This is a genomic window from Arthrobacter sp. PAMC25564 (genome assembly GCF_004798705.1).
Classification (GTDB): Bacteria; Actinomycetota; Actinomycetes; order Actinomycetales; family Micrococcaceae; genus Arthrobacter.
In genome coordinates, this window is record NZ_CP039290.1 from 1,274,923 (window position 1) to 1,292,908 (window position 17,986).

Consider the following 17,986-nt stretch of genomic DNA (forward strand, 5'->3'; position numbering starts at 1 on the left):
CCTGCCCCCAGCATGGTTAAGCTCCACCGTACCGTGGGCGGCTACTGGCCGCTGCCCCGGAACCCGGCAAACCAGGCCTGCGGGTTGGGCAGCCACATGAGCACGGTGGCCGCGAGGCTGACGACGAAGCTGGGAAAGTTGCCGCCGCCCCGGCCGTCAACGGCACCGGCATTGATGAGCGCCAGGAGCAAGGAGATGCCGGCAACAATCGTCAGGGCGTAGCGGGCCCATTCGCGGCCCTCCTTCATCTTCATTGCCAGGATGACCTGGGCTGCGGCCAGGACAAGCGCCACGAGCACCAACAGCAGCACCACGATGCCAAGGCCCGGAAGGATGGCCAGGAAGACAAAGGATCCGAAGAGGCCGATGACCCCGCCGAGCAGGCCCAGCAGGCCGGTGATGAGCCAGATCCAATAGGAGACCGTCAGCTCGGTCGGCATCCCGGTGGCGGTGAACATGCCGGAGAAGCCGCCCTGGGGCAGTACATCGTTGAAGTTCCTGGGGCGGTCGCTTGGCATCCTGAACTTTGCCGGCGGGAAATTTTTGGTCTGCGGGGGTTGGGCACCCGGCTGCTGCGGCGGCACATCACTGGGGTTGCTCATGGCTCTCACTGTAGACGGCGCTTCCGCCGTTATCTAGGCAAGCTGCCGCCTGTCACGCCGCCGCCGCTTGAAAAGCCCGGCCCCGGATTTAAACACGGCACCCCGCTCCATCTCGTGGATGGAGCGGGGTGCCGTGTTTAAGCCCTGCGGGCGGGCGCCGGCGCCAGGCCGGGCCGTCCTGACGGGTGGTGGCTAGGCTGCGGGGGCGATGAAGGCCAGTTCGAGGTTGACGGCAACCTTGTCGCTGACGAGCACTCCACCGGCGTCCAGGATTGCGTTCCAGGTCAGGCCGAAGTCCTTGCGGCTGATGGTGGTTTCGGCGGTCAGGCCGGCGCGCGTGTTGCCGAACGGGTCAACGGCAACGCCATTGAACTCGGTCTCCAGTGCCACCGGGCGGGTAACACCCTTGATGGTCAGCTCGCCCTGGAGCTCGTAGGCGTCGCCCTTGGGGACGATGGTGTTGGAGACGAAGGAGATTTCCGGGAACTTCTCGACGTCGAAGAAGTCTTCGCCGCGGACGTGGCCGTCGCGGTTGGCGTCGCCGGAGTCGAAGCTGGCGGTCTTGATGGTGGCGTTGACCTTGGAGTCCGCGACATTCTCGGCCAGGTCCAGGGTGGCTTCGGCGTCCTTGAACTGGCCACGGACCTTGCTGATGCCTGCGTGGCGCACGGTGAAGCCGATTTCGCTGTGCGAGTTGTCGAGGGTCCAGATGCCGGTGGTGACGTTGGCGGGAAGTGCCATGGTGGTTCTCCTTGAGTCGGGTGGTCGTGCTTCAGTTCGTCTGATCGTCAGTTGAATCCTCATTCATTGAAGTCTCAACCAACTGCTTCACCCAGTATAAACATGCATTTGCATCTTTTATTCCAACTCCGGGGAACATTTCGCCAAACTCTTCAGTTCTACCTCCCGTAGAAGATTTCGTCATTGACCCTGCCCTTTGAGAAACTGGTACACATGCCCCAAGCCACTGTTCATTTGCTCCGCCACGGCGAGGTCCACAATCCCGATGGTGTCCTCTACGGCAGGCTGCCGGAGTTCCACCTCTCCGAGCTCGGCCGGCAGATGGCCCGGGTGCTGGCGGACCACTTCAGTGAACGTGCCGCCCAGGGGGCGAAAATCGTCCATCTCGCCGCATCCCCGCTGACCCGCGCCCAGGAGACGGCCCTGCCCATCGCCGAGGCGCTCAACCTCGAGATCACCACGGACGCGCGGATCATCGAGGCCGCCAACTACTTCGAGGGGATCCAGGTCTCGAAGGCCGAGCTCCTCAAGCCGAAGCACTGGCCCATGCTGATCAACCCGTTCCGTCCCTCCTGGGGCGAGCCCTATAAAGACCAGGCGGCCCGCGTCATCGCGGCCGTCCGGGATGCCCGGGTGCGCGCCGTCGAACTCGGCGGCGACGGCGCGGAGGCCATCCTCGTCAGCCACCAGCTGCCCATCTGGGCGACGAGGCTCAGCGCCGAGGGCAAGCCGTTATGGCATGATCCGCGCAAGCGCGAGTGCACGCTGACGTCCCTGACATCCCTGGTGTTCGACGACGCCGGGAACCTCCTGCGGGTCGAGTACAGCGAGCCTGCGGCCGCCCTCCTGCCGGGTGCCTCCAGCACCCCGGGGGCCTGAGCATGAACGGCAACAAGGGAAAGCCGGCGCCGCTGTCCCGCCGCAGCGTCCTGACGGCGGGTGGCGCGGCCCTCGCCGTCGTACTGGGTCTCTCCGGCTGCGCGCAGGAGGATCCGCTGGCCAAGCAGGCCAAGGCCGGGGACAACAAGAACTACGTCGCCGGTGACGGCTCGGTGACCGAGTTCGCCGTCGCGGACCGCAAGACCCCGGTTGATATCAAGGGGACGCTGTTCGACGGCACCGTCGTGGCCCCCGCGGACTTCCTCGGGAAGGTCACGGTGCTCAACTTCTGGTTTGCCGCCTGTGCCCCCTGCCGGGTCGAGGCGCCCTCCCTGGAAGCCCTGAACCAGGACTTCAAGAGCCAGGGCGTGCAGTTCTTCGGCGTGAACCTCCGCGACGAGAAGGCCACCGCCGACGCGTTCGACAAAACGTTTAACCTGACGTACCCGAGCTTCAATGACAAGGACGGTGCCGTGCTGCTGGCCGTCTCCGGCCTGGTGCCGCCGGGAGCCGTCCCCACCACGCTCGTGCTGGACAAGCAGGGCCGCGTCGCGTCCCGGGTCCTCGGCGAGATCCAGAAGGGCACCCTTAAGACCCTCATCGCCGCAGCAGTGGCCGAGTAGCGGCGGCGCCATCGTGAACAGCCCCTTCGCTGAAGCCATCCTGAACGGATCGCTCCTGCTGGCCGTGCCCGTGGCGCTGCTGGCCGGCGTCGTCTCCTTCCTCTCACCCTGCGTGCTGCCGCTCGTGCCCGGCTACCTGGGGTACGTGACCGGGCTGACCGGCGTCGACCTCCAGAAGCAGAAGCGCGGCCGCATGCTGGCCGGCATCGGGCTCTTCGTCCTGGGCTTCTCGGTCATCTTCGTGCTGCTGGGCGGGGCATTCGGCCAGCTCGGGACCCTGATCACCGGCTCGCAGAACAAATGGATCACCCAGCTGCTGGGCATCCTGGTGATCATTATGGGCGTCGTCTTCATGGGCGGCTTCGGCTGGCTGCAGCGCGACGCCAAAATCCACGCCAAGCCGCCCGCCGGGCTGTGGGGCGCGCCGCTGCTGGGCATCACCTTCGGCCTGGGCTGGGCACCGTGTATCGGACCCACCTATTCCGCCGTGCAGCTCCTGAGCCTCTCCGGCGGATCATCGGCGGCCAAAGGGGCTTTCCTCGCATTCGTGTATAGCCTTGGCCTGGGTATACCGTTCCTGCTGATCGCCCTGGCCGTGCGCCGCGGCATCGGCGTGATGTCCTTCTTCCGCAAGCACCGGCTCGCCATCCAGCGCACCGGCGGCGGCATCCTGATAGTTCTTGGGCTGCTGATGGCCAGCGGGGTGTGGGGGACCTGGGTCTCCGGGTTGCAGTACTGGTTCCAAACCGATGTGAAATTGCCGATCTGATGAGCGAGCGAGTGAACGTAAAGAAGAAATCCCCGGCCCCCGGCTCCACACCGGGTGCCCCCAAGCCTGACGGCACCACGCCGGGCGCCAATCCGGATGCCAATCCGGTTGCGGCCGTAAAGGCTGAGGTTGTCCTGCCGACGCTCGGACCGCTGGGCATGCTCCGCTGGGCCTGGACGCAGCTGACCAGCATGCGCACGGCGCTGTTCCTGCTGCTGATGCTCGCGGTGGCAGCGGTGCCGGGCTCGTTGTTCCCGCAGCGCCCGGCCAATCCCTCGATCGTCACGCAGTACATCAAGGACCACCCGGACTACGGCAAGCTGCTGGACTCGGTGCAGCTCTACGACGTGTATTCCTCAGCGTGGTTCTCGGCCATCTACATCCTGCTGTTCATCTCGCTGATCGGCTGCGTGATACCCCGGGCCATCGCGCACTACAAGGCGATGCGCTCCCAGCCGCCGCGCACCCCGGCCCGCCTGTCCCGGCTGCCCGAATACGGCACGCTCGTGATCCCCGCCGACGCCGGGATCCCGGCGTCGGCGGCCATCACCGACGCCGCCGGCCTGCTGAAGAAGCGCGGCTACCGCGTGGACATCCGGGACCGCGACGGCGCGCGGCCGTCCCTGGGGGCGGAGCGCGGCTTCCTGCGCGAAGTCGGCAACCTCCTCTTCCACACCGCCCTGATCGGTGTCCTGATCTCTGTGGCGGGCGGCGGCCTGTTCGGCTACAGCGGACAGCGGATCCTGGTGGAGGGTGACACCTTCGTCAACACCCTCGTCGGCTACGACCAGTTCACCCCGGGAACCAACTTCCAGAGCAGCCAGCTCCAGCCGTACTCGGTCCAGCTGGACAAGTTCCAGATCACCTTCGACCGCGAATCCAAGGGCAAGTTCGGCCAGCCCATCGACTTCACAGCAGACGTGACCACCAAGGAATCCCCGGACGCCCCCGCCAGGAAAGACGTGCTCAAGGTCAATGACCCGCTGAGCCTGGGCGGCACCAGCATCTACCTCACCGGCAACGGCTATGCCCCCATGGTCACCGTCCGCGACGCCAACGGCAACGTCGCGATGCAGGGTCCTGTTGTGGCCAAACTGCAGGGCGAGAACTACTACTCCTCGGTCGTCATCAAGGTCCCCGATGCCAAGCCCGAGCAGCTTGCCTTCGCCGGCTTCTTCCTGCCGACGGCCTTCGTCACCGACCAGGGCGTGTCCTTCAGCGGCGATCCCGAGCTGATCAACCCCCAGCTGACCCTGAACTCGTACTACGGCGACCTCGGACTGGACAGCGGCACCCCGCAGAACGTTTTCGAACTCGACGTGAAGAAGCTGACGCCGCTCAACGCACGCAACCTTCCGACCAAGGGCATCGTCCTGACGCCCGGCGCCAGCTACACCCTGCCGGACGGCAAGGGCTCCATCAGCTTCGACGGTGTGAAGCGCTACGTCGGAGTGGATATCCACCACAACCCGGGCCAGCTCTACGCGCTGATCTTCGCGCTCCTGGCCGTCGCCGGCCTGGTCACCTCGCTGTACGTGAACCGCCGCCGGGTATGGGTCCGGACCGGAACCCATGAGGACGGCCGGACCATGGTGGAATACGGGCTCCTGGCCCGCGGCGAAGACCACCGGCTCGCCGGCGAGGCCAAGGCCATCCGATCCCTGCTGGCCGGCCAATGGCTGCTCGGCGAGGAGGGCACGTCCATTTCCCAGCCCGCTCCCAGCAGGACAACGGATAATGACCGGGCGGATGCCGACGCGCCCGGTGCCGGGCAGGCATCCCCGGAACATCCCGAAACAGACTTCATCCAGTCAACAGCCGGCTCGCCTGAGTCAGAGAAGGATCAGTAATGTTCCCCATCAACGAAACCATGGGCCAGTACAGCGAGCTGTTCATGTTGCTCGCGGCCGGCACCTACACGGTGGCGTTCATCGCGTTCGCCTGGGACCTGGCCAAGAGCAGCAAGATGCTGCGCGCCGTGGACCTCAAGGCGGCAGCCGTCGCCGGGACCACGGCCGGGAGCGTGAAGGTGCCCGTCGGGGCCGGCGTTGGAGCGGGCTCTGCCGCCGGAACCGTTGACCGCGCCGACTCGGACGTGGCAGGACCGGTCGGCCGGGCCGAGCGCCCGACGTCGTCGGTCTCGGGCAGCGCGCCGGGCAGCAGCGCCGGCATCGGCCAGACGGCCGACGGCGGCATGCGCTACGGTGCCGAGCGCCGCGTCCCTGCCCGGGTCGCCGTAGCCCTGACCGTGCTGGGCGCCGCGATCCATGCGGCCGGCGTCATCACGCGGGCCCTCGGCGCAGGCCGGGTGCCATGGGGCAACATGTACGAATTCCTCACCACGGGTGCGTTTGTGGCCGTCGCGGTGTTCCTGCTGGTGCTGATCCGCCGCGACCTGCGCTTCCTGGGCACCTTCGTGATCGGCCTGGCCATCATCATGCTGGTGGCGGCGTCCGTGGCGTTCTGGACGCCGGTCGGCCATCTGGTGCCTGCCCTGCAGAGCTACTGGCTGATCATCCACGTGTCCATCGCCGTGATGTCCTCCGCGCTGTTCACCCTGACCTTCGCCATGTCGGCGCTGCAGCTGCTGCAGTCCCACCGGCAGAGGGTCGTGGCTGCCGGCGGCGGCGACAAGCTGGGCTTCATGCGCCTGGTGCCGTCGGCCCTCAGCCTGGAAAACCTGTCCTACCGGATCAACGCGATCGCTTTCATCGGCTGGACCTTCACGCTCATGTTCGGCGCCATCTGGGCCGAGAAGGCCTGGGGCCGGTTCTGGGGCTGGGACACCAAGGAAGTGTGGACCTTCGTGATCTGGGTGGTCTACGCCGGCTACCTGCACGCCCGCGCCACCCGCGGCTGGACCGGGACCCGCGCCGCCTGGCTGTCCATCGTGGGCTACCTGTGCGTGGTCTTCAACTTCACGATCGTGAACCAGTTCTTCAACGGCTTGCACTCCTACTCGGGGCTGTAGGCACGCACCCGCTGGCCCTGGCTCCATCGATTCGGCACAGATGGCCGCTAAGCCGCCCCGCTTAGCGGCCCTTTGCGTCGGATGGGTGGGCAGTGGGGCGGGTTCTTTGACGTTGCCGCAGCCGCAATCCGGAGGCAGGACTCCAGCCGCGCTGAGTCAGCGCAGCGCGCACGCGGGTAACTGCAGCCGGCTCCATTCCAGGGCCGGTCGGCGTCAGATCCCGCTGGGTCAAGACGACCACGCGCCACCCGGCGTCCCGGGCACTCTCATCCCGGAAGATGTCGTTGCGACGCTGCACCGGATCGGCATGATGCGCGCCGTCGTACTGGATCGCGATCTTCTGCTCCTCGTAGGACATGTCCGGGTCCTGGATCCAGCCGCCCGTCTCGTCGAATATCGGGACGTTGATTCCGGGTTCGGGGAGGCCATGGCGGAGCAGGAGCAGCCGGAGCTCGGTCTCCTTGGGGGAATCGGTGTTGGCGCGCATCAGTCTCCGGGCACACGTAGCGCGCCGGTAGCCCGGTTTGCCTCGTTTTCCGGTGAGGAATGCGTCCAGTGCGTCGATCGTGGCCAGCGGGTTCCTCCGCCGGAGCAGGAAGTCGCCGGCAATCACCAGGTCGTCGAGGCCAAGAATCCCGGCAAGGTCGAACCACGTCCGCAGCGGCGAGGTGCAGACCAGCCGGCGCCCGGCGGTGATCTCCTCCGGCTCCAGGGCCTGCTGGTGGCCGACGACCCCTTGCGACGCACGGACCGTGTGCCCGGCGGGCTCGTCAGATGGATGGCCAGACGTTCAAGGGCAGCCGGCAGCGGGAATCCCCACAGCACAGCAGCCGAAGTGTGGCTCACGATAGCACCGGTGACAGCCGCCAGGGCGCGGAGTCGTTCGTGCAGGCTGTCCTCGGTTGCTGCCGCGGTCCGCACCCCGTGGCACGGACTGACCAGATCACCGGCCCGGACCCGACGCCGGCTCACCCCCGCAGTGCGGGCCTCGGCCACGGTAAAGGGTTGTTTCCGGAGATGCCATCGCAGCTCGCTCGGTCGGCGCATAAGTGCATTGTGCGGCCGCTGGGAGGGCGTGGGACTGTTATCCACAGCAGGAGCCGGATGTGGGGGAGTAGTGCGCGGGGATTCTAGACGCGAATAGGGCCGTTCGCGGGGATCGGTTCGCCGAAGATGGCCGCTATGAGCGTGGGATTCCGGCCATCTGTGGCAAACGGGCGTCAGATGTGGCTCCGTGGACCACAGGCGCGGCCGTTCGCGGCCTGACCCAGGGCCGCAGTGGGCGCTGCGGGCACGGTCGAGGACAGCGCACGGCGGCGATTTGCCGAAGATGGCCGCTATGAGCCTGGTATTCCGGTCAAATGGGGCAAACGGGCGGGCCCCACGTTCACTGCAGGTCCGGCGGGTGGCCGCCACGCAATGCCCTCACGGGAGTGGCCGCCAAGGGACGAGCCCACTCCCGTGGGCCGGGCTTACTTAACCTCGTCGGTGCCCTGGGCGCCGGCATCGCCGGAGCCATGGGGATCACCGGAACCGGTGCCGTGGGCTTCGCCGCGGCCGCCGTCGAGCTTGCGTTCCTTGGCGTCCAGATCTTCCTTCAGCTTCCTGAGCCGCTCAGCTTCGGCTTGTTGGCGGCGGCGGATTTCGAGGTTACGGAGGAATTCCGGGTCATCGTCCGGTGCGATGGGGTGGCTGTAGCTGGCCGGGGCGGCAACTGTGCCGCGAGGGCGGCCGATGATGAACCAGAGGACGGCGCCGACCACCGGAAGCACGATCTGCACGACGATCCATGCCGGCTTGGAAATGCCCTTGGTCAGGCGTGCGTCGGTGCGGATCACATCGACCAGTCCGTAGACAAACACGACGAGAACGACGATTGGGACCACGACACGAAGCATACCTTCAGTCTAGCCTTCGGGCCCGTCCCGGCGTTGGCTGGGTTCTCCCACGGCCCCGGCGGCCGCCCCCGGCAGGCACGGCCGGGCCCCGGACAATGCCTGAGAGCCGAAGGCGCCGCCCGACGGCTAAACTTGGAGTGTGGCATTCCTGAAATACACCCTGATCCGGCTGGCGCTCTTCGCGCCATTATTCGCGCTGTTCCTCTACCTGCAGCTGGGATGGCTGCTCGCCATCCTCTGCGCCGGCATGATGTCCTTCGCCATCAGCTTCCTCTTCTTCCAGAAGCAGCGGGACGCGGCTACCGCCAGCCTCCACCAGCGCTTCTCGGGCAAGGCCAAGCCATTGCGCAGCGCCGGGGAGGTGGAAGACGCCGACGCCGAAGACCGTCTGGTGGACGAACACCCGGACGTCGTTGTCCGCACGGACAGCCGGCCCAAGGACTCCTAGAAACCCGGTGTTCCGGGCCCGCACCCACAACGCCGCACCCACAACGCCGCACCCGCGCCCTCAGAACCCGTGGCTCAGCGCCAGGCCGAGTGAGAACAACACGGCGTAACCGAGGTTGATCAGCCCGGTCTGCTTGAGCACCGGGATCAGGCTCTTGCGCCGCCGGCCGGCGATCATCAGCCAGGACGGCATCAGGCTCGCGGGAATCAGCAGCAGGACAATGAGCATCCAGGGCCGCCCCGGCGCGAGCACAATCACCAGCAGGATCGCGACGGCGAGCATCAGCACGTAGCTTTCGCGGGCGTGTTTGTCCCCGAGCCGCACGGCCAGTGTCTTCTTCCCGGCCGCCCGGTCGGTGGGGATATCGCGGACATTGTTGGCCATGAGCAGGGCGCAGGCAATCAGGCCCGTGCCGATCGCGCCGATGATGGCGGCGAGGCTGAGCTGCCCGGCCTGGGTATACGTGGTGCCGAGGGTGGCCACGAGCCCGAAGAAGACGAACACGAACACGTCGCCCAGGCCCAGGTATCCGTACGGGTTCTTGCCTCCCGTGTAGCCCCACGCCGCCAGGACACAGCCGATGCCGACGAGGATGAGCCACCATGCCTGCGTCAGGATCACGAGGGCCAGGCCGAAGACCATTGCGGTCCCGAAGGCGGCGAAGGCGGCCCATTTGACGTGGTCGGGCCGCGCCGCACCGGATCCGACGAGCCGCAGCGGACCCACACGGTCCTCGTCAGTGCCGCGGATGCCGTCCGAATAGTCGTTGGCGTAGTTCACCCCGATCTGCAGCAGGAGGGCGACCAACGCGGCGAGGAGGGCGTTGACGGGGCGGAACGCGTCCATCTCGTAGGCGGCCGCGGTGCCGATCAGGACCGGCGCGATCGCGGCCGGCAGGGTGCGCAGTCGGGCGCCTTGAATCCATTGTGCGGCAGTGGCCACGTGTAGTACCTCGTGTTGATTCGGTGAAGCTTGGTTTGGAACAGCAGTGTCTATTTTCCCTGATGCAGGGCGTCCAGCCGGACGGTCATGCCCAGCCGGTCCGGTTTGCCGTTGGGCAGCATCAGCAGTTCAGCGGCGGCCAGGACAGTCTTCGGCGCCAGCTTGCCCAGGACCGGCGCCCAGGAAGTGCCAGCAGTGAAACCGGCGATCCCTTCCGGGGAGCTGTCGGCGACGGCCACGAAGGCGGCGAGGGCCTGGCCCCACTCCGCGGAGGGGACGCCGGCGACGAAAGCGGCCAGCACGCCGTCGAGCTTCTCCAGCTCTGACTGCACATGCGCGGCGGAGACCTTGACGCCTCCGGTGATGATGACGTCGTCCGCGCGGCCCAGCACGGTGAGCCGCCCGTCCTGGTCCAGTTCGCCGAGATCGTTGGTGCGGTACCAGCGGACGCCGCCCTCCTTGACGAACGTCCTGTCCGTGAGCCGGGGTGCGTCCAGATACCCCGCGGCTATGGTGGACCCGCCCAGCAGGATGCGCCCGTCGTCGCCCAGTTTCACCTCGACTTCGTCCAGCGGAACGCCGTCGTAGACGCAGCCGCCGCAGGTCTCGGCAGAGCCGTAGGTGGTCACCACCCGGATCCCGGCCGCGCGCGCCGCGGCGAGGAGTTCCGGCGAGGCCGGGGCGCCACCGAGGAGGATCGCGTCGAAGCGCCGGAGCACCGCGAGGGTGTCCGCGGAGGGGGAGTCCAGCAGCCGCTGCAGCTGCGTGGGGACGAGCGAGGTGAAGCGGAGCTTGTCCGTGAGCTCGCGGGCCGCGGCGGTGAAGGCTTCGGGCGTGAAACCGACGCTGAGGTCCATGGCCCACGGCCGGGTGCCCGCGAAGAGCGAGCGGACCAGCACCTGCAGCCCGGCAACGAACTGTACGGGCAGCGCCAGCAGCCACTGCCCTTCGCCCTTCAGCGCCAGGGCGGTGGCCATCGAGGAGGCGGCCAGCGCGTCCACGGTCAGGACCGTGGCCTTGGGCGTCCCGGTGGAGCCGGACGTCCGCACCACGGCGGCGGCGTCCGCAACCCCGGTGTCGACGGCGGACACCACAATCGTGCCGTCCGTCCCGGCGGAAAGTTCGACGGCGGGGCCCTCGCCGTGGAGGGCGGCGGCCAGGGCCCGCAGGGCAAAGTCGAGGTTGGCGGGCTCGATGTTCACAGCTCCGGAAGTCACAGGTCCTGCCTTCGAAGTCAACGGATCAGAAGTAGTACGGAAACTTGGACCAGTCCGGGTCTCGCTTCTCGAGGAAGGCTTCCTTGCCCTCCACGGCCTCGTCCGTCATGTAGGCCAGCCGGGTGGCCTCGCCGGCGAACACCTGCTGGCCGGCCAGGCCGTCGTCGGCCAGGTTGAAGGCGAACTTGAGCATGCGGATGGCCTGCGGGGACTGCCGGGCGATGTCCGCGGCGTACTCCAGCGCCACGTCCTCGAGCCGGTCGTGGTCCACGGCCTCGTTGACGGCGCCCAGCCGGACCATGTCCTCGGCCGAGTATTCGCGGGCCAGGAAGAAGATTTCACGGGCGGCCTTCTGCCCGATCTGGCGGGCCAGCAGCGCGGAGCCGTAGCCGGCGTCGAAACTGCCCACCGTGGCATCGGTCTGCTTGAACTTGCCGTGCTGCCGGGAGGCGATGGTGAGGTCCGAGACGACGTGCAGGGAGTGCCCGCCGCCGGCCGCCCAGCCGTTGACGACGGCGATGACCACCTTGGGCATCGTGCGCATCAGCCGCTGGACTTCCAGGATGTGCAGCCGGCCGGCCCGGGCGGGATCGATGGTTTCCGGGGTTTCCCCTTCGGCGTAGCGGTAGCCGTCGCGTCCACGGATCCGCTGGTCCCCGCCCGAGCAGAATGAGTGGCCGCCGTCCTTGGGGGAGGGGCCGTTGCCCGTGAGGAGCACGGTGGCCACATCCGGGGTCATCCGGGCGTGGTCCATGGCGCGGTACAACTCGTCCACGGTGCCGGGGCGGAAGGCGTTGCGGACCTCGGGCCGGTTGAAGGCGATCCGCACCGTGGGCAGGTCCCGGACGAACGAGCCGTCCGCGGAGCGCTCCACCTGCCGGTGGTAGGTCATGTCCTGGAAGTCGTCAAAACCGGACACGGTGCGCCAGCGGGTGGGGTCAAAGACGTCGGATACCTTGGCGGGGATTTCGTTGCTCACAGTCCGAGTCTAGTAATCGCGTCAGCCGATGCAGAACTCGTTGCCCTCCGGGTCCGCCATGGTGTGCCAGGAATGGGGCCCCTGGCTGGCCGTCCAGAGGAGCGTGGCGCCCCGGGCTTCGAGGGCCGCGCGGACCTCGTCCTTGTCCCGGCCGTCCAGCCTCACGTCCCAGTGGACCCGGTTCTTGACGGTCTTTTCCTCCGGCACGGACTGGAAGAGGATGCGGCGGGCGGGCGTCCTGGCGTCGAGCTCCTCGGGCGGCCGGATCGCGGCGCCCTCGCGCCACACGAGCCTGCCGTGGTGCAGCTTCGTTTCCGACTCCGTCGCGAAGCCCTGCCCGATCATGGACCGGATGAAGCCCTCGTCCTGCGGCTCCACGGCCCAGTCCAGCGTTTCGGCCCACCAGTCGGCGAGCTCATGCGGGTCCCGGCAGTCGACGGCGATCTGGATGGTCAGTGTCATGGAATGAAACTACGACGTCGGGGTCCCGCCCGGAAGGGGCATCCGGAGAGATCCCCTCCGCCCTCCTGCAACGCCCTCATGCAACGCCCTCATGCAACGCCCTCATGCAACGCGGGGTCACTTGGCGCCCATCCGGGGCCCCGGGATGGGCCGTAGCTGACCCCGCGTTGCTTCTAGCCCTGGAGCCGCTGCAGCTGTTCGAGGACTTCGGGCGGGATCGCATAGATGAAGATGACCGCCAGCAGGTTCTTCGAGGCATGGACGAAGTAGGAGAACATCACGTTCCTGCCGGTCCAGACATAGACGAACACCAGGACGGCACCCATGGCGAGGTAGGGCATCAGCACCTGCAGGGTCATTTGCTCCTGGCCCACAATGTGCAGCGCCGCGAACAGCACCACGGACAATGCGCAGCAGACCCAGATGTTGACCCGGCGGCCCAGCTTGCCGATCAGCAGGTGGCGGAAGATGTACTCCTCCACGAAGGGGCCCACGATCACCAGCAGGGGCACCATCAGCCAGGCCGGGACCTGCTGCATGAGCGCCTGCAGGCCGGCCTGGTTGGCGGATGTCTGCACCGGGCCGCTGAGTGCCACCAGGATCGCGGTGAGGATCATCATCACCACCACCGCCAGCGGGACCATAAGCAAGGTGAACCATGGCCGGGTGGCCAGGACCCGGAGGTCGCGCGCGGCGACGTGCCGGGCGGCGGCCAGGGCCAGCAGGCCGATGGTCCCGTAGAAGATGAGGTTTACGGAGTAGGACGCCACGGCCGGGTTCGGCGACAGCTGCAGCAGCAACGGCGCCAGCAGGTCGCCGGCCACGGTAATGAATGCGGCCACGGCCAGATAGAGCCCGGCGGTGGTGAGATCGAGCCCGGAGAACCGGTAGAGTTCCGGCCGCGGCGCGGGTGGAGTGCGGAGAGCTGTGCCCATGCCACCAGCCTAGCGTTGTGGAGCCCCCGGAGGGATGACCGGCGGCCCCCGGAGGGACCATCCAGGGCCTTGGATGTTGTCCGCGTCACGGTCCGGCCGGAAAAGCTAGTAAGATAAAAAAGCCGCGCGAACCTTCGACACCTTGGTCGTTTCGGTACAGATAATTCCCCCATACGCGGGATAAACCCGAATTATGTGTATCTGGACTCCGTGTCAGGTCCCGGCCATTCCCCGACCCACAAGGAACAGTTGTGCCACAAATTACTTCCACCGATCTTAAGAGCGCGCCGGCGCAACCCGCCGTCGTCGTCGACCCGACCCTCAGCGCCGAGGGCTACAAGAAGACCCTCGGGCGCCGCCACGTCACCATGATCTCGATGGGTGGCGCAATCGGCGTCGGCCTCTTCATGGGTGCCGGCGGCCGCCTGGCCTCGACCGGGCCGGCGCTGGTCTTCTCCTACGCCATTGCCGGAGTCATCGCCTACCTGCTGATGCGGGCCCTCGGCGAGCTCATCATGTACCGCCAGACCTCCGGCTCCTTCGTCAGCTACGCCGGCGAGATGTTCGGCAAGAAGGGCGCCTACATCTCCGGCTGGATGTACTTCATCAACTGGGCCATGACCGGAATCGCCGAGCTGATCGCGATCGGCCTGTACTTCCAGTTCTTCTTCCCCAACGTCCCCGTGGAACTTTCCGCCATCGCCGCGCTCGTGCTGCTGGTTGCCGTGAACCTGCTGAGCGTGAAGGCCTTCGGCGAATTCGAATTCTGGGCCTCCTGCCTGAAGGTCGCCGCGATTGTGATCTTCCTGGCCGTGGGCACCTTCATGGTGGTCACCAACGCCAAGGTCGGCGCCGGCCATGCCTCCGTCGGCAACCTCTTCGCCGCGGACGGCGGCATGTTCCCCAAGGGCGCGCTGGTCATGATCCTCGTGCTGAACGCGGTGATCTTCGCCTACAACGCGATCGAGCTCGTCGGCATCACCGCCGGCGAAATGGAGAACCCGGAGCGGGAAGTCCCCAAGGCGATCCGCGCCGTTGTGTTCCGCATCGTGGTGTTCTATGTCGGCTCCGTCATGCTGCTCGCCATGCTGCTGCCCTCGGACCAGTACAGGGCCGGCGAGTCGCCGTTCGTCACCGTGTTCGGCCAGATGGGCCTGCCCTGGATGGGCGACGTGATGAACATGATCGTCATCACCGCAGCCCTGTCCTCCAGCAATTCGGGGCTCTACTCGATCGGCCGGATCTTCCGCACCATGGCCAACAACGGGCATGCCCCGCAGTGGCTCACCCGGATGTCCAGCCGCTACGTGCCGTACGCGGCCATCCTGGCGATCGCCAGCGTCTACCTCGTGGGAATCCTGCTGAACGTCTGGCTGGGCGGTTCGCACGCCTTCGACCTGGCGCTGAACTCCGCGTCCATCGGCGTGATCTTCACCTGGGGCTCCATCTTCGCCAGCCAGATCGCGCTGCGGAAGAAGAAGGGCAAGGTCTCCTCGCTGCCCATGCCGGGGGCGCCGTGGACCAGCTGGGCCGGCCTGCTCGCGCTGCTGGCCATCACCGTGCTGATCGGTTTCGACACCATGACCGACAAGGCGACCGGCGAAGTCTTCCTGCTGGGTCTCTGGACCCTCGCCACCATCCCGTTCTTCGCCCTCGTGCTGTGGCTCGGCTGGCAGAAGGTCAGGAACAACGAACCCAAGAGCGAGCTCTTCAGCTAGCCGCCTTCGCAAAATCCACGTCGATTGCTCCGTAACCGCCGTTATGGGGCCGCAAAAGGGCCGTTGCGGAGCAATCGATGGGGCTTAAGCCTTAAGGTGCTTGGCGAAGTGGTCTTCGATCCGCTGCCAGGCTTCGGCTGCCGCGTCGGGGTCCGGCTTGATGCCCATCACACGGAAGAGGGGCCGGAGCGGACGCGGGCCTGCCTCGGCGTCGTCCATGAAGGCATGGCCGGCACCGTCGAATTCCTTGATGTCGTTCTCGATGCCCAGCCTGTCCAGGGCAGCTTCGAGTTTCGCCGCGGCTCCGGGCAGGGTGCGGTCCGCCTTGCCGAAGTTGCCCACCACAGGACACGCGCCCAACAGGGCTTCATCCGGGTTCTTGGGCAGCCTGCCGTAGTTCACGGCCGCCGCATCGAAGCCGTCCCTGGCGATCAGCAGGGCGAAGCCGCCGCCCATGCAAAAGCCGATGACGCCGATCTTGCCGTTGCTACGCCCGGACTGCTCCAGCCAGGCCTGTGCAACGGCCAGATCTGTGAAGGCCTTGCCCGAGCCGGACACGAGTGAGCGCATCGTCGAGACGAGGCAGCGGCGGGCTCCGCCGTCGCTGAACAGGTCCACCGCCAGGGTCAGGTATCCCGCAGCGGCCATCCGGTCCGCCTGGCGGACCGTGATGTCGTTGACGCCGAACATCTCGTGGATCATCAGGACCGCGGGAAACGGCCCCGGTCCCTCCGGTTCCGCGAGGTAGCCGCGCAGGTTTGGCGATCCGGTGCCGGCCGCAGTGAGGTCGATGAACGTCATGGTGCGGACCTTCCGTCGGCGGATGCTTTCACCCGAGCGTCTCACAAACGCGGCGGGCACCAAGGGCGGCCCGCCGCGATGTCCCGTGCGGCGGACCCATTGCCCGGCGCCGGACGTGCCCCGGGTGCCCTCGATGCGCCAAGGTCGCATCCAATGGGCGAAGATGGCCGCTATCCGGGGTGGGATAGCGGCCATCTGTGGCGAATCGGCGGCACGACGGCGGCAAGCGCCCCCGCGCTTGGGAGGATGTGTCCGCCCGGGCACAAGAATCCCGGGCACAAGACCGGGCATAAAAATGCGGCGCCGGACACCCCCCAAAAGAAAGTCCGACGCCGCACGCGGATGAAGCACGCGGGTGAAGATAGGGAAGGATCAATCCTTCTTGAAGGCATCCTTGACGTTTTCGCCGACCTTCTTGGCGTCCGCTACGACCTGGTCCTTCTGGCCCTCGGCCTTGAGGCTGTCATTGCCCGTCGCATTTCCGGTGGCTTCCTTGGCTTTGCCGCCCAGGTGCTCCGCTTCGTTCTGAATCTTGTCTCCGATACCCATGGTGGGAACCACCTTTCGTTTCCGGTTGTAATTCAACGCACATTCACGATAACACAAAGCATGCTTACTATTTCAAGGGTCTGCGGGAATTAATCCTGCGGGTGGCAGGCCTTGCGTGTTGCAGGCCCGACGGGAGGATGAAAAATTCCGCTGTGCCGGGCTAGGCTCGAAGCCATGGACCACAAAACCAGCCTCACGCAGCACATCAAGGCCCCGGCGGACAAGGTGTGGGCGGTCATCTCGGACATCCCGGGTTCGGCCGCAACACTCTCCGGCGTCGATTCCATCCAGATGCTCACCCAGGGACCGTACGGCGAGGGCACCCGCTGGAAGGAGAGCCGCACCATGATGGGGCGGTCCGAAACGGTGGAGATGTGGGTCACCCAGTGCGAGCCGCCCGTCCCGGCACACGGCGGCAGTGCCGGCGGCGGCGCGCGTGGCGGCAGCACCACGGTCAAGGCCCTCCAGGGCGGCGCCGACTACACCTCGCGCTTCGCCCTCGCAGAGCGCGACGGCGGGACGGACCTGACCCTCACCTTCGGCGCCGAGCTGGTCAACCCCACCCGGCTCAGCAAGATCATGATGGCCATGTTCGGCCCGATCGGGATGCGCATCACCCGCAAGGCCCTGGCCAAGGACCTGGCAGAGATCGCGGCCAAGGCCGAGTCCCTCTGATGGCACGAGGCGGGCATCCCATCAGGGCAGACAAGGCCCCCAAGGTCACGCCCCCTCGGCTGGCCGCCGTCCGGTTGGAGGAGCTGCGGGATGATCCGTTCCCGGATTTCCAGCGCGGCGAGCGGTACGACGGCGTCCGGTACAGCCGCGCCTCCGCCGACGGGCTGGACCTCAGCGCCACGGACTTCGCCGAGTGTGAGTTCGCCGGCGTCTCCTTCAACGAGACGCAGCTGCGGGGCGCCACGTTCCGCGACTGCATCATCTCGGAGCTGTATGCCCCCGTGTTCATGGCGGCCCGGACGGCCCTGCGGGACGTGGAGCTCGGCAATCCGCGGCTGGGATCCGCTGAGCTCTACGAGAGCGGCTGGCAGTCGGTGCGGATCGACGGCGGCAAGCTGGACTACCTCAACCTGCGCGGCTCCAAGCTGACGGATGTGCAGATCAGCGACTGCATTATCGGCGAGCTGGACCTCGGTTCCTGCACGGCAACCCGGGTGGCGCTCAAGAACTGCACCATCGGCGCGCTGGACCTCAGCGGCGCCAGGCTGTTGGATTTTGATCTCCGCGGCACCGATTTCCGCACGATCAGTGGACTCGACAGCCTGTCAGGCCTCGTGATCGACGACTACCAGCTCACCCTGCTGGCACCGCTGCTGGCGGCCCAGCTCGGTATTGTGGTCGCGTAATCCTGCGGGAACCGGTTGACCCGCTTGCCCTGGCGTGTAATCTTTATAGAACGAACGGTCGGTAATAAATTGGCGTTTTCTGGCCAAATTT

General features: G+C 66.8%; 20 protein-coding genes. 9 read left to right on the plus strand and 11 right to left on the minus strand.

Annotation, left to right across the window (positions count from 1 at the left end):
• Positions 1-41: 41 nt before the first annotated feature.
• Both E5206_RS05800 and E5206_RS05805 read right to left on the minus strand, forming a co-directional pair.
• The gene (locus E5206_RS05800) at positions 42-602 is read right to left on the minus strand and encodes a hypothetical protein (protein WP_240689982.1); all 561 of its coding nucleotides are present in this window, start codon (positions 600-602) and stop codon (positions 42-44) included.
• 192 nt (positions 603-794) lie between these two features.
• Positions 795-1,343 (minus strand): YceI family protein, encoded by a 549-nt coding sequence (locus E5206_RS05805; RefSeq protein WP_136321663.1) that lies wholly within the window; start codon positions 1,341-1,343, stop codon positions 795-797.
• Positions 1,344-1,556: 213 nt separating this feature from the next.
• Between E5206_RS05805 and E5206_RS05810 the strand changes: the two genes are divergently transcribed.
• Genes E5206_RS05810 through ccsB form a run of 5 tightly spaced genes read left to right on the plus strand, consistent with a single transcriptional unit; the run spans position 1,557 to position 6,585 of the window.
• Entirely contained in the window at positions 1,557-2,222 is a 666-nt protein-coding gene (locus E5206_RS05810) for a histidine phosphatase family protein (RefSeq protein WP_136321664.1), read from the plus strand.
• 2 nt (positions 2,223-2,224) lie between these two features.
• Positions 2,225-2,845: a TlpA disulfide reductase family protein gene (locus tag E5206_RS05815; protein WP_136321665.1), complete on the plus strand. Its 621-nt coding sequence runs from the start codon at positions 2,225-2,227 to the stop codon at positions 2,843-2,845.
• Between the two features lie 13 nt (positions 2,846-2,858).
• Entirely contained in the window at positions 2,859-3,614 is a 756-nt protein-coding gene (locus E5206_RS05820; protein WP_136321666.1) for a cytochrome c biogenesis protein CcdA, read from the plus strand.
• A complete protein-coding gene (locus E5206_RS05825) occupies positions 3,614-5,464 on the plus strand; it encodes a cytochrome c biogenesis protein ResB (protein WP_240689984.1) in 1,851 nt (616 codons plus the stop codon). Before E5206_RS05820 ends, E5206_RS05825 begins: the two co-directional genes overlap by 1 nt.
• On the plus strand, positions 5,464-6,585 hold the full coding sequence (ccsB, locus tag E5206_RS05830) for a c-type cytochrome biogenesis protein CcsB (RefSeq protein WP_136321667.1): 1,122 nt from the start codon (positions 5,464-5,466) through the stop codon (positions 6,583-6,585). The genes E5206_RS05825 and ccsB overlap by 1 nt, the downstream gene beginning before the upstream one ends.
• Before the next feature lie 61 nt (positions 6,586-6,646).
• Here ccsB and E5206_RS05835 read toward each other — a convergent pair whose 3' ends face one another.
• Both E5206_RS05835 and E5206_RS05840 read right to left on the minus strand, forming a co-directional pair.
• Entirely contained in the window at positions 6,647-7,198 is a 552-nt protein-coding gene (locus E5206_RS05835; protein WP_240689986.1) for an endonuclease domain-containing protein, read from the minus strand.
• Between the two features lie 859 nt (positions 7,199-8,057).
• Entirely contained in the window at positions 8,058-8,483 is a 426-nt protein-coding gene (locus tag E5206_RS05840; RefSeq protein WP_136321668.1) for a PLD nuclease N-terminal domain-containing protein, read from the minus strand.
• Positions 8,484-8,622: 139 nt separating this feature from the next.
• Here E5206_RS05840 and E5206_RS05845 point away from each other — a divergent pair, with 139 nt between their 5' ends.
• Positions 8,623-8,931: a DUF4229 domain-containing protein gene (locus E5206_RS05845; protein WP_136321669.1), complete on the plus strand. Its 309-nt coding sequence runs from the start codon at positions 8,623-8,625 to the stop codon at positions 8,929-8,931.
• A gap of 60 nt (positions 8,932-8,991) precedes the next feature.
• Here E5206_RS05845 and E5206_RS05850 read toward each other — a convergent pair whose 3' ends face one another.
• From E5206_RS05850 to E5206_RS05870, 5 genes are all read right to left on the minus strand, one after another.
• On the minus strand, positions 8,992-9,873 hold the full coding sequence (locus tag E5206_RS05850; RefSeq protein ID WP_136321670.1) for a 1,4-dihydroxy-2-naphthoate polyprenyltransferase: 882 nt from the start codon (positions 9,871-9,873) through the stop codon (positions 8,992-8,994).
• Between the two features lie 50 nt (positions 9,874-9,923).
• Positions 9,924-11,090, minus strand: a complete 1,167-nt coding sequence (locus E5206_RS05855) for an AMP-binding protein (protein WP_240689988.1) — start codon at positions 11,088-11,090, stop codon at positions 9,924-9,926.
• 25 nt (positions 11,091-11,115) lie between these two features.
• Entirely contained in the window at positions 11,116-12,069 is a 954-nt protein-coding gene (locus E5206_RS05860) for a 1,4-dihydroxy-2-naphthoyl-CoA synthase (RefSeq protein WP_136321671.1), read from the minus strand.
• A 21-nt stretch (positions 12,070-12,090) separates the two neighbouring features.
• A complete protein-coding gene (locus E5206_RS05865) occupies positions 12,091-12,531 on the minus strand; it encodes a VOC family protein (protein ID WP_136321672.1) in 441 nt (146 codons plus the stop codon).
• 173 nt (positions 12,532-12,704) lie between these two features.
• Positions 12,705-13,466: a CPBP family intramembrane glutamic endopeptidase gene (locus tag E5206_RS05870; protein ID WP_136321673.1), complete on the minus strand. Its 762-nt coding sequence runs from the start codon at positions 13,464-13,466 to the stop codon at positions 12,705-12,707.
• A 251-nt stretch (positions 13,467-13,717) separates the two neighbouring features.
• Here E5206_RS05870 and E5206_RS05875 point away from each other — a divergent pair, with 251 nt between their 5' ends.
• Positions 13,718-15,184, plus strand: coding sequence for an amino acid permease (locus E5206_RS05875; RefSeq protein WP_136321674.1), 1,467 nt, complete (start codon positions 13,718-13,720; stop codon positions 15,182-15,184).
• An 84-nt stretch (positions 15,185-15,268) separates the two neighbouring features.
• Here the strand turns inward: E5206_RS05875 and E5206_RS05880 are convergent, their stop codons facing one another.
• Positions 15,269-15,985 (minus strand): dienelactone hydrolase family protein, encoded by a 717-nt coding sequence (locus E5206_RS05880; protein WP_136321675.1) that lies wholly within the window; start codon positions 15,983-15,985, stop codon positions 15,269-15,271.
• 372 nt (positions 15,986-16,357) lie between these two features.
• On the minus strand, positions 16,358-16,534 hold the full coding sequence (locus E5206_RS05885) for a CsbD family protein (protein ID WP_136321676.1): 177 nt from the start codon (positions 16,532-16,534) through the stop codon (positions 16,358-16,360).
• A 174-nt stretch (positions 16,535-16,708) separates the two neighbouring features.
• Between E5206_RS05885 and E5206_RS05890 the strand changes: the two genes are divergently transcribed.
• Positions 16,709-17,209, plus strand: coding sequence for an SRPBCC family protein (locus E5206_RS05890; RefSeq protein ID WP_136321677.1), 501 nt, complete (start codon positions 16,709-16,711; stop codon positions 17,207-17,209).
• Complete coding sequence (locus tag E5206_RS05895) at positions 17,209-17,895, plus strand: pentapeptide repeat-containing protein (RefSeq protein WP_136321678.1); 687 nt, start codon at positions 17,209-17,211, stop codon at positions 17,893-17,895. Before E5206_RS05890 ends, E5206_RS05895 begins: the two co-directional genes overlap by 1 nt.
• Positions 17,896-17,986: the final 91 nt, after the last annotated feature.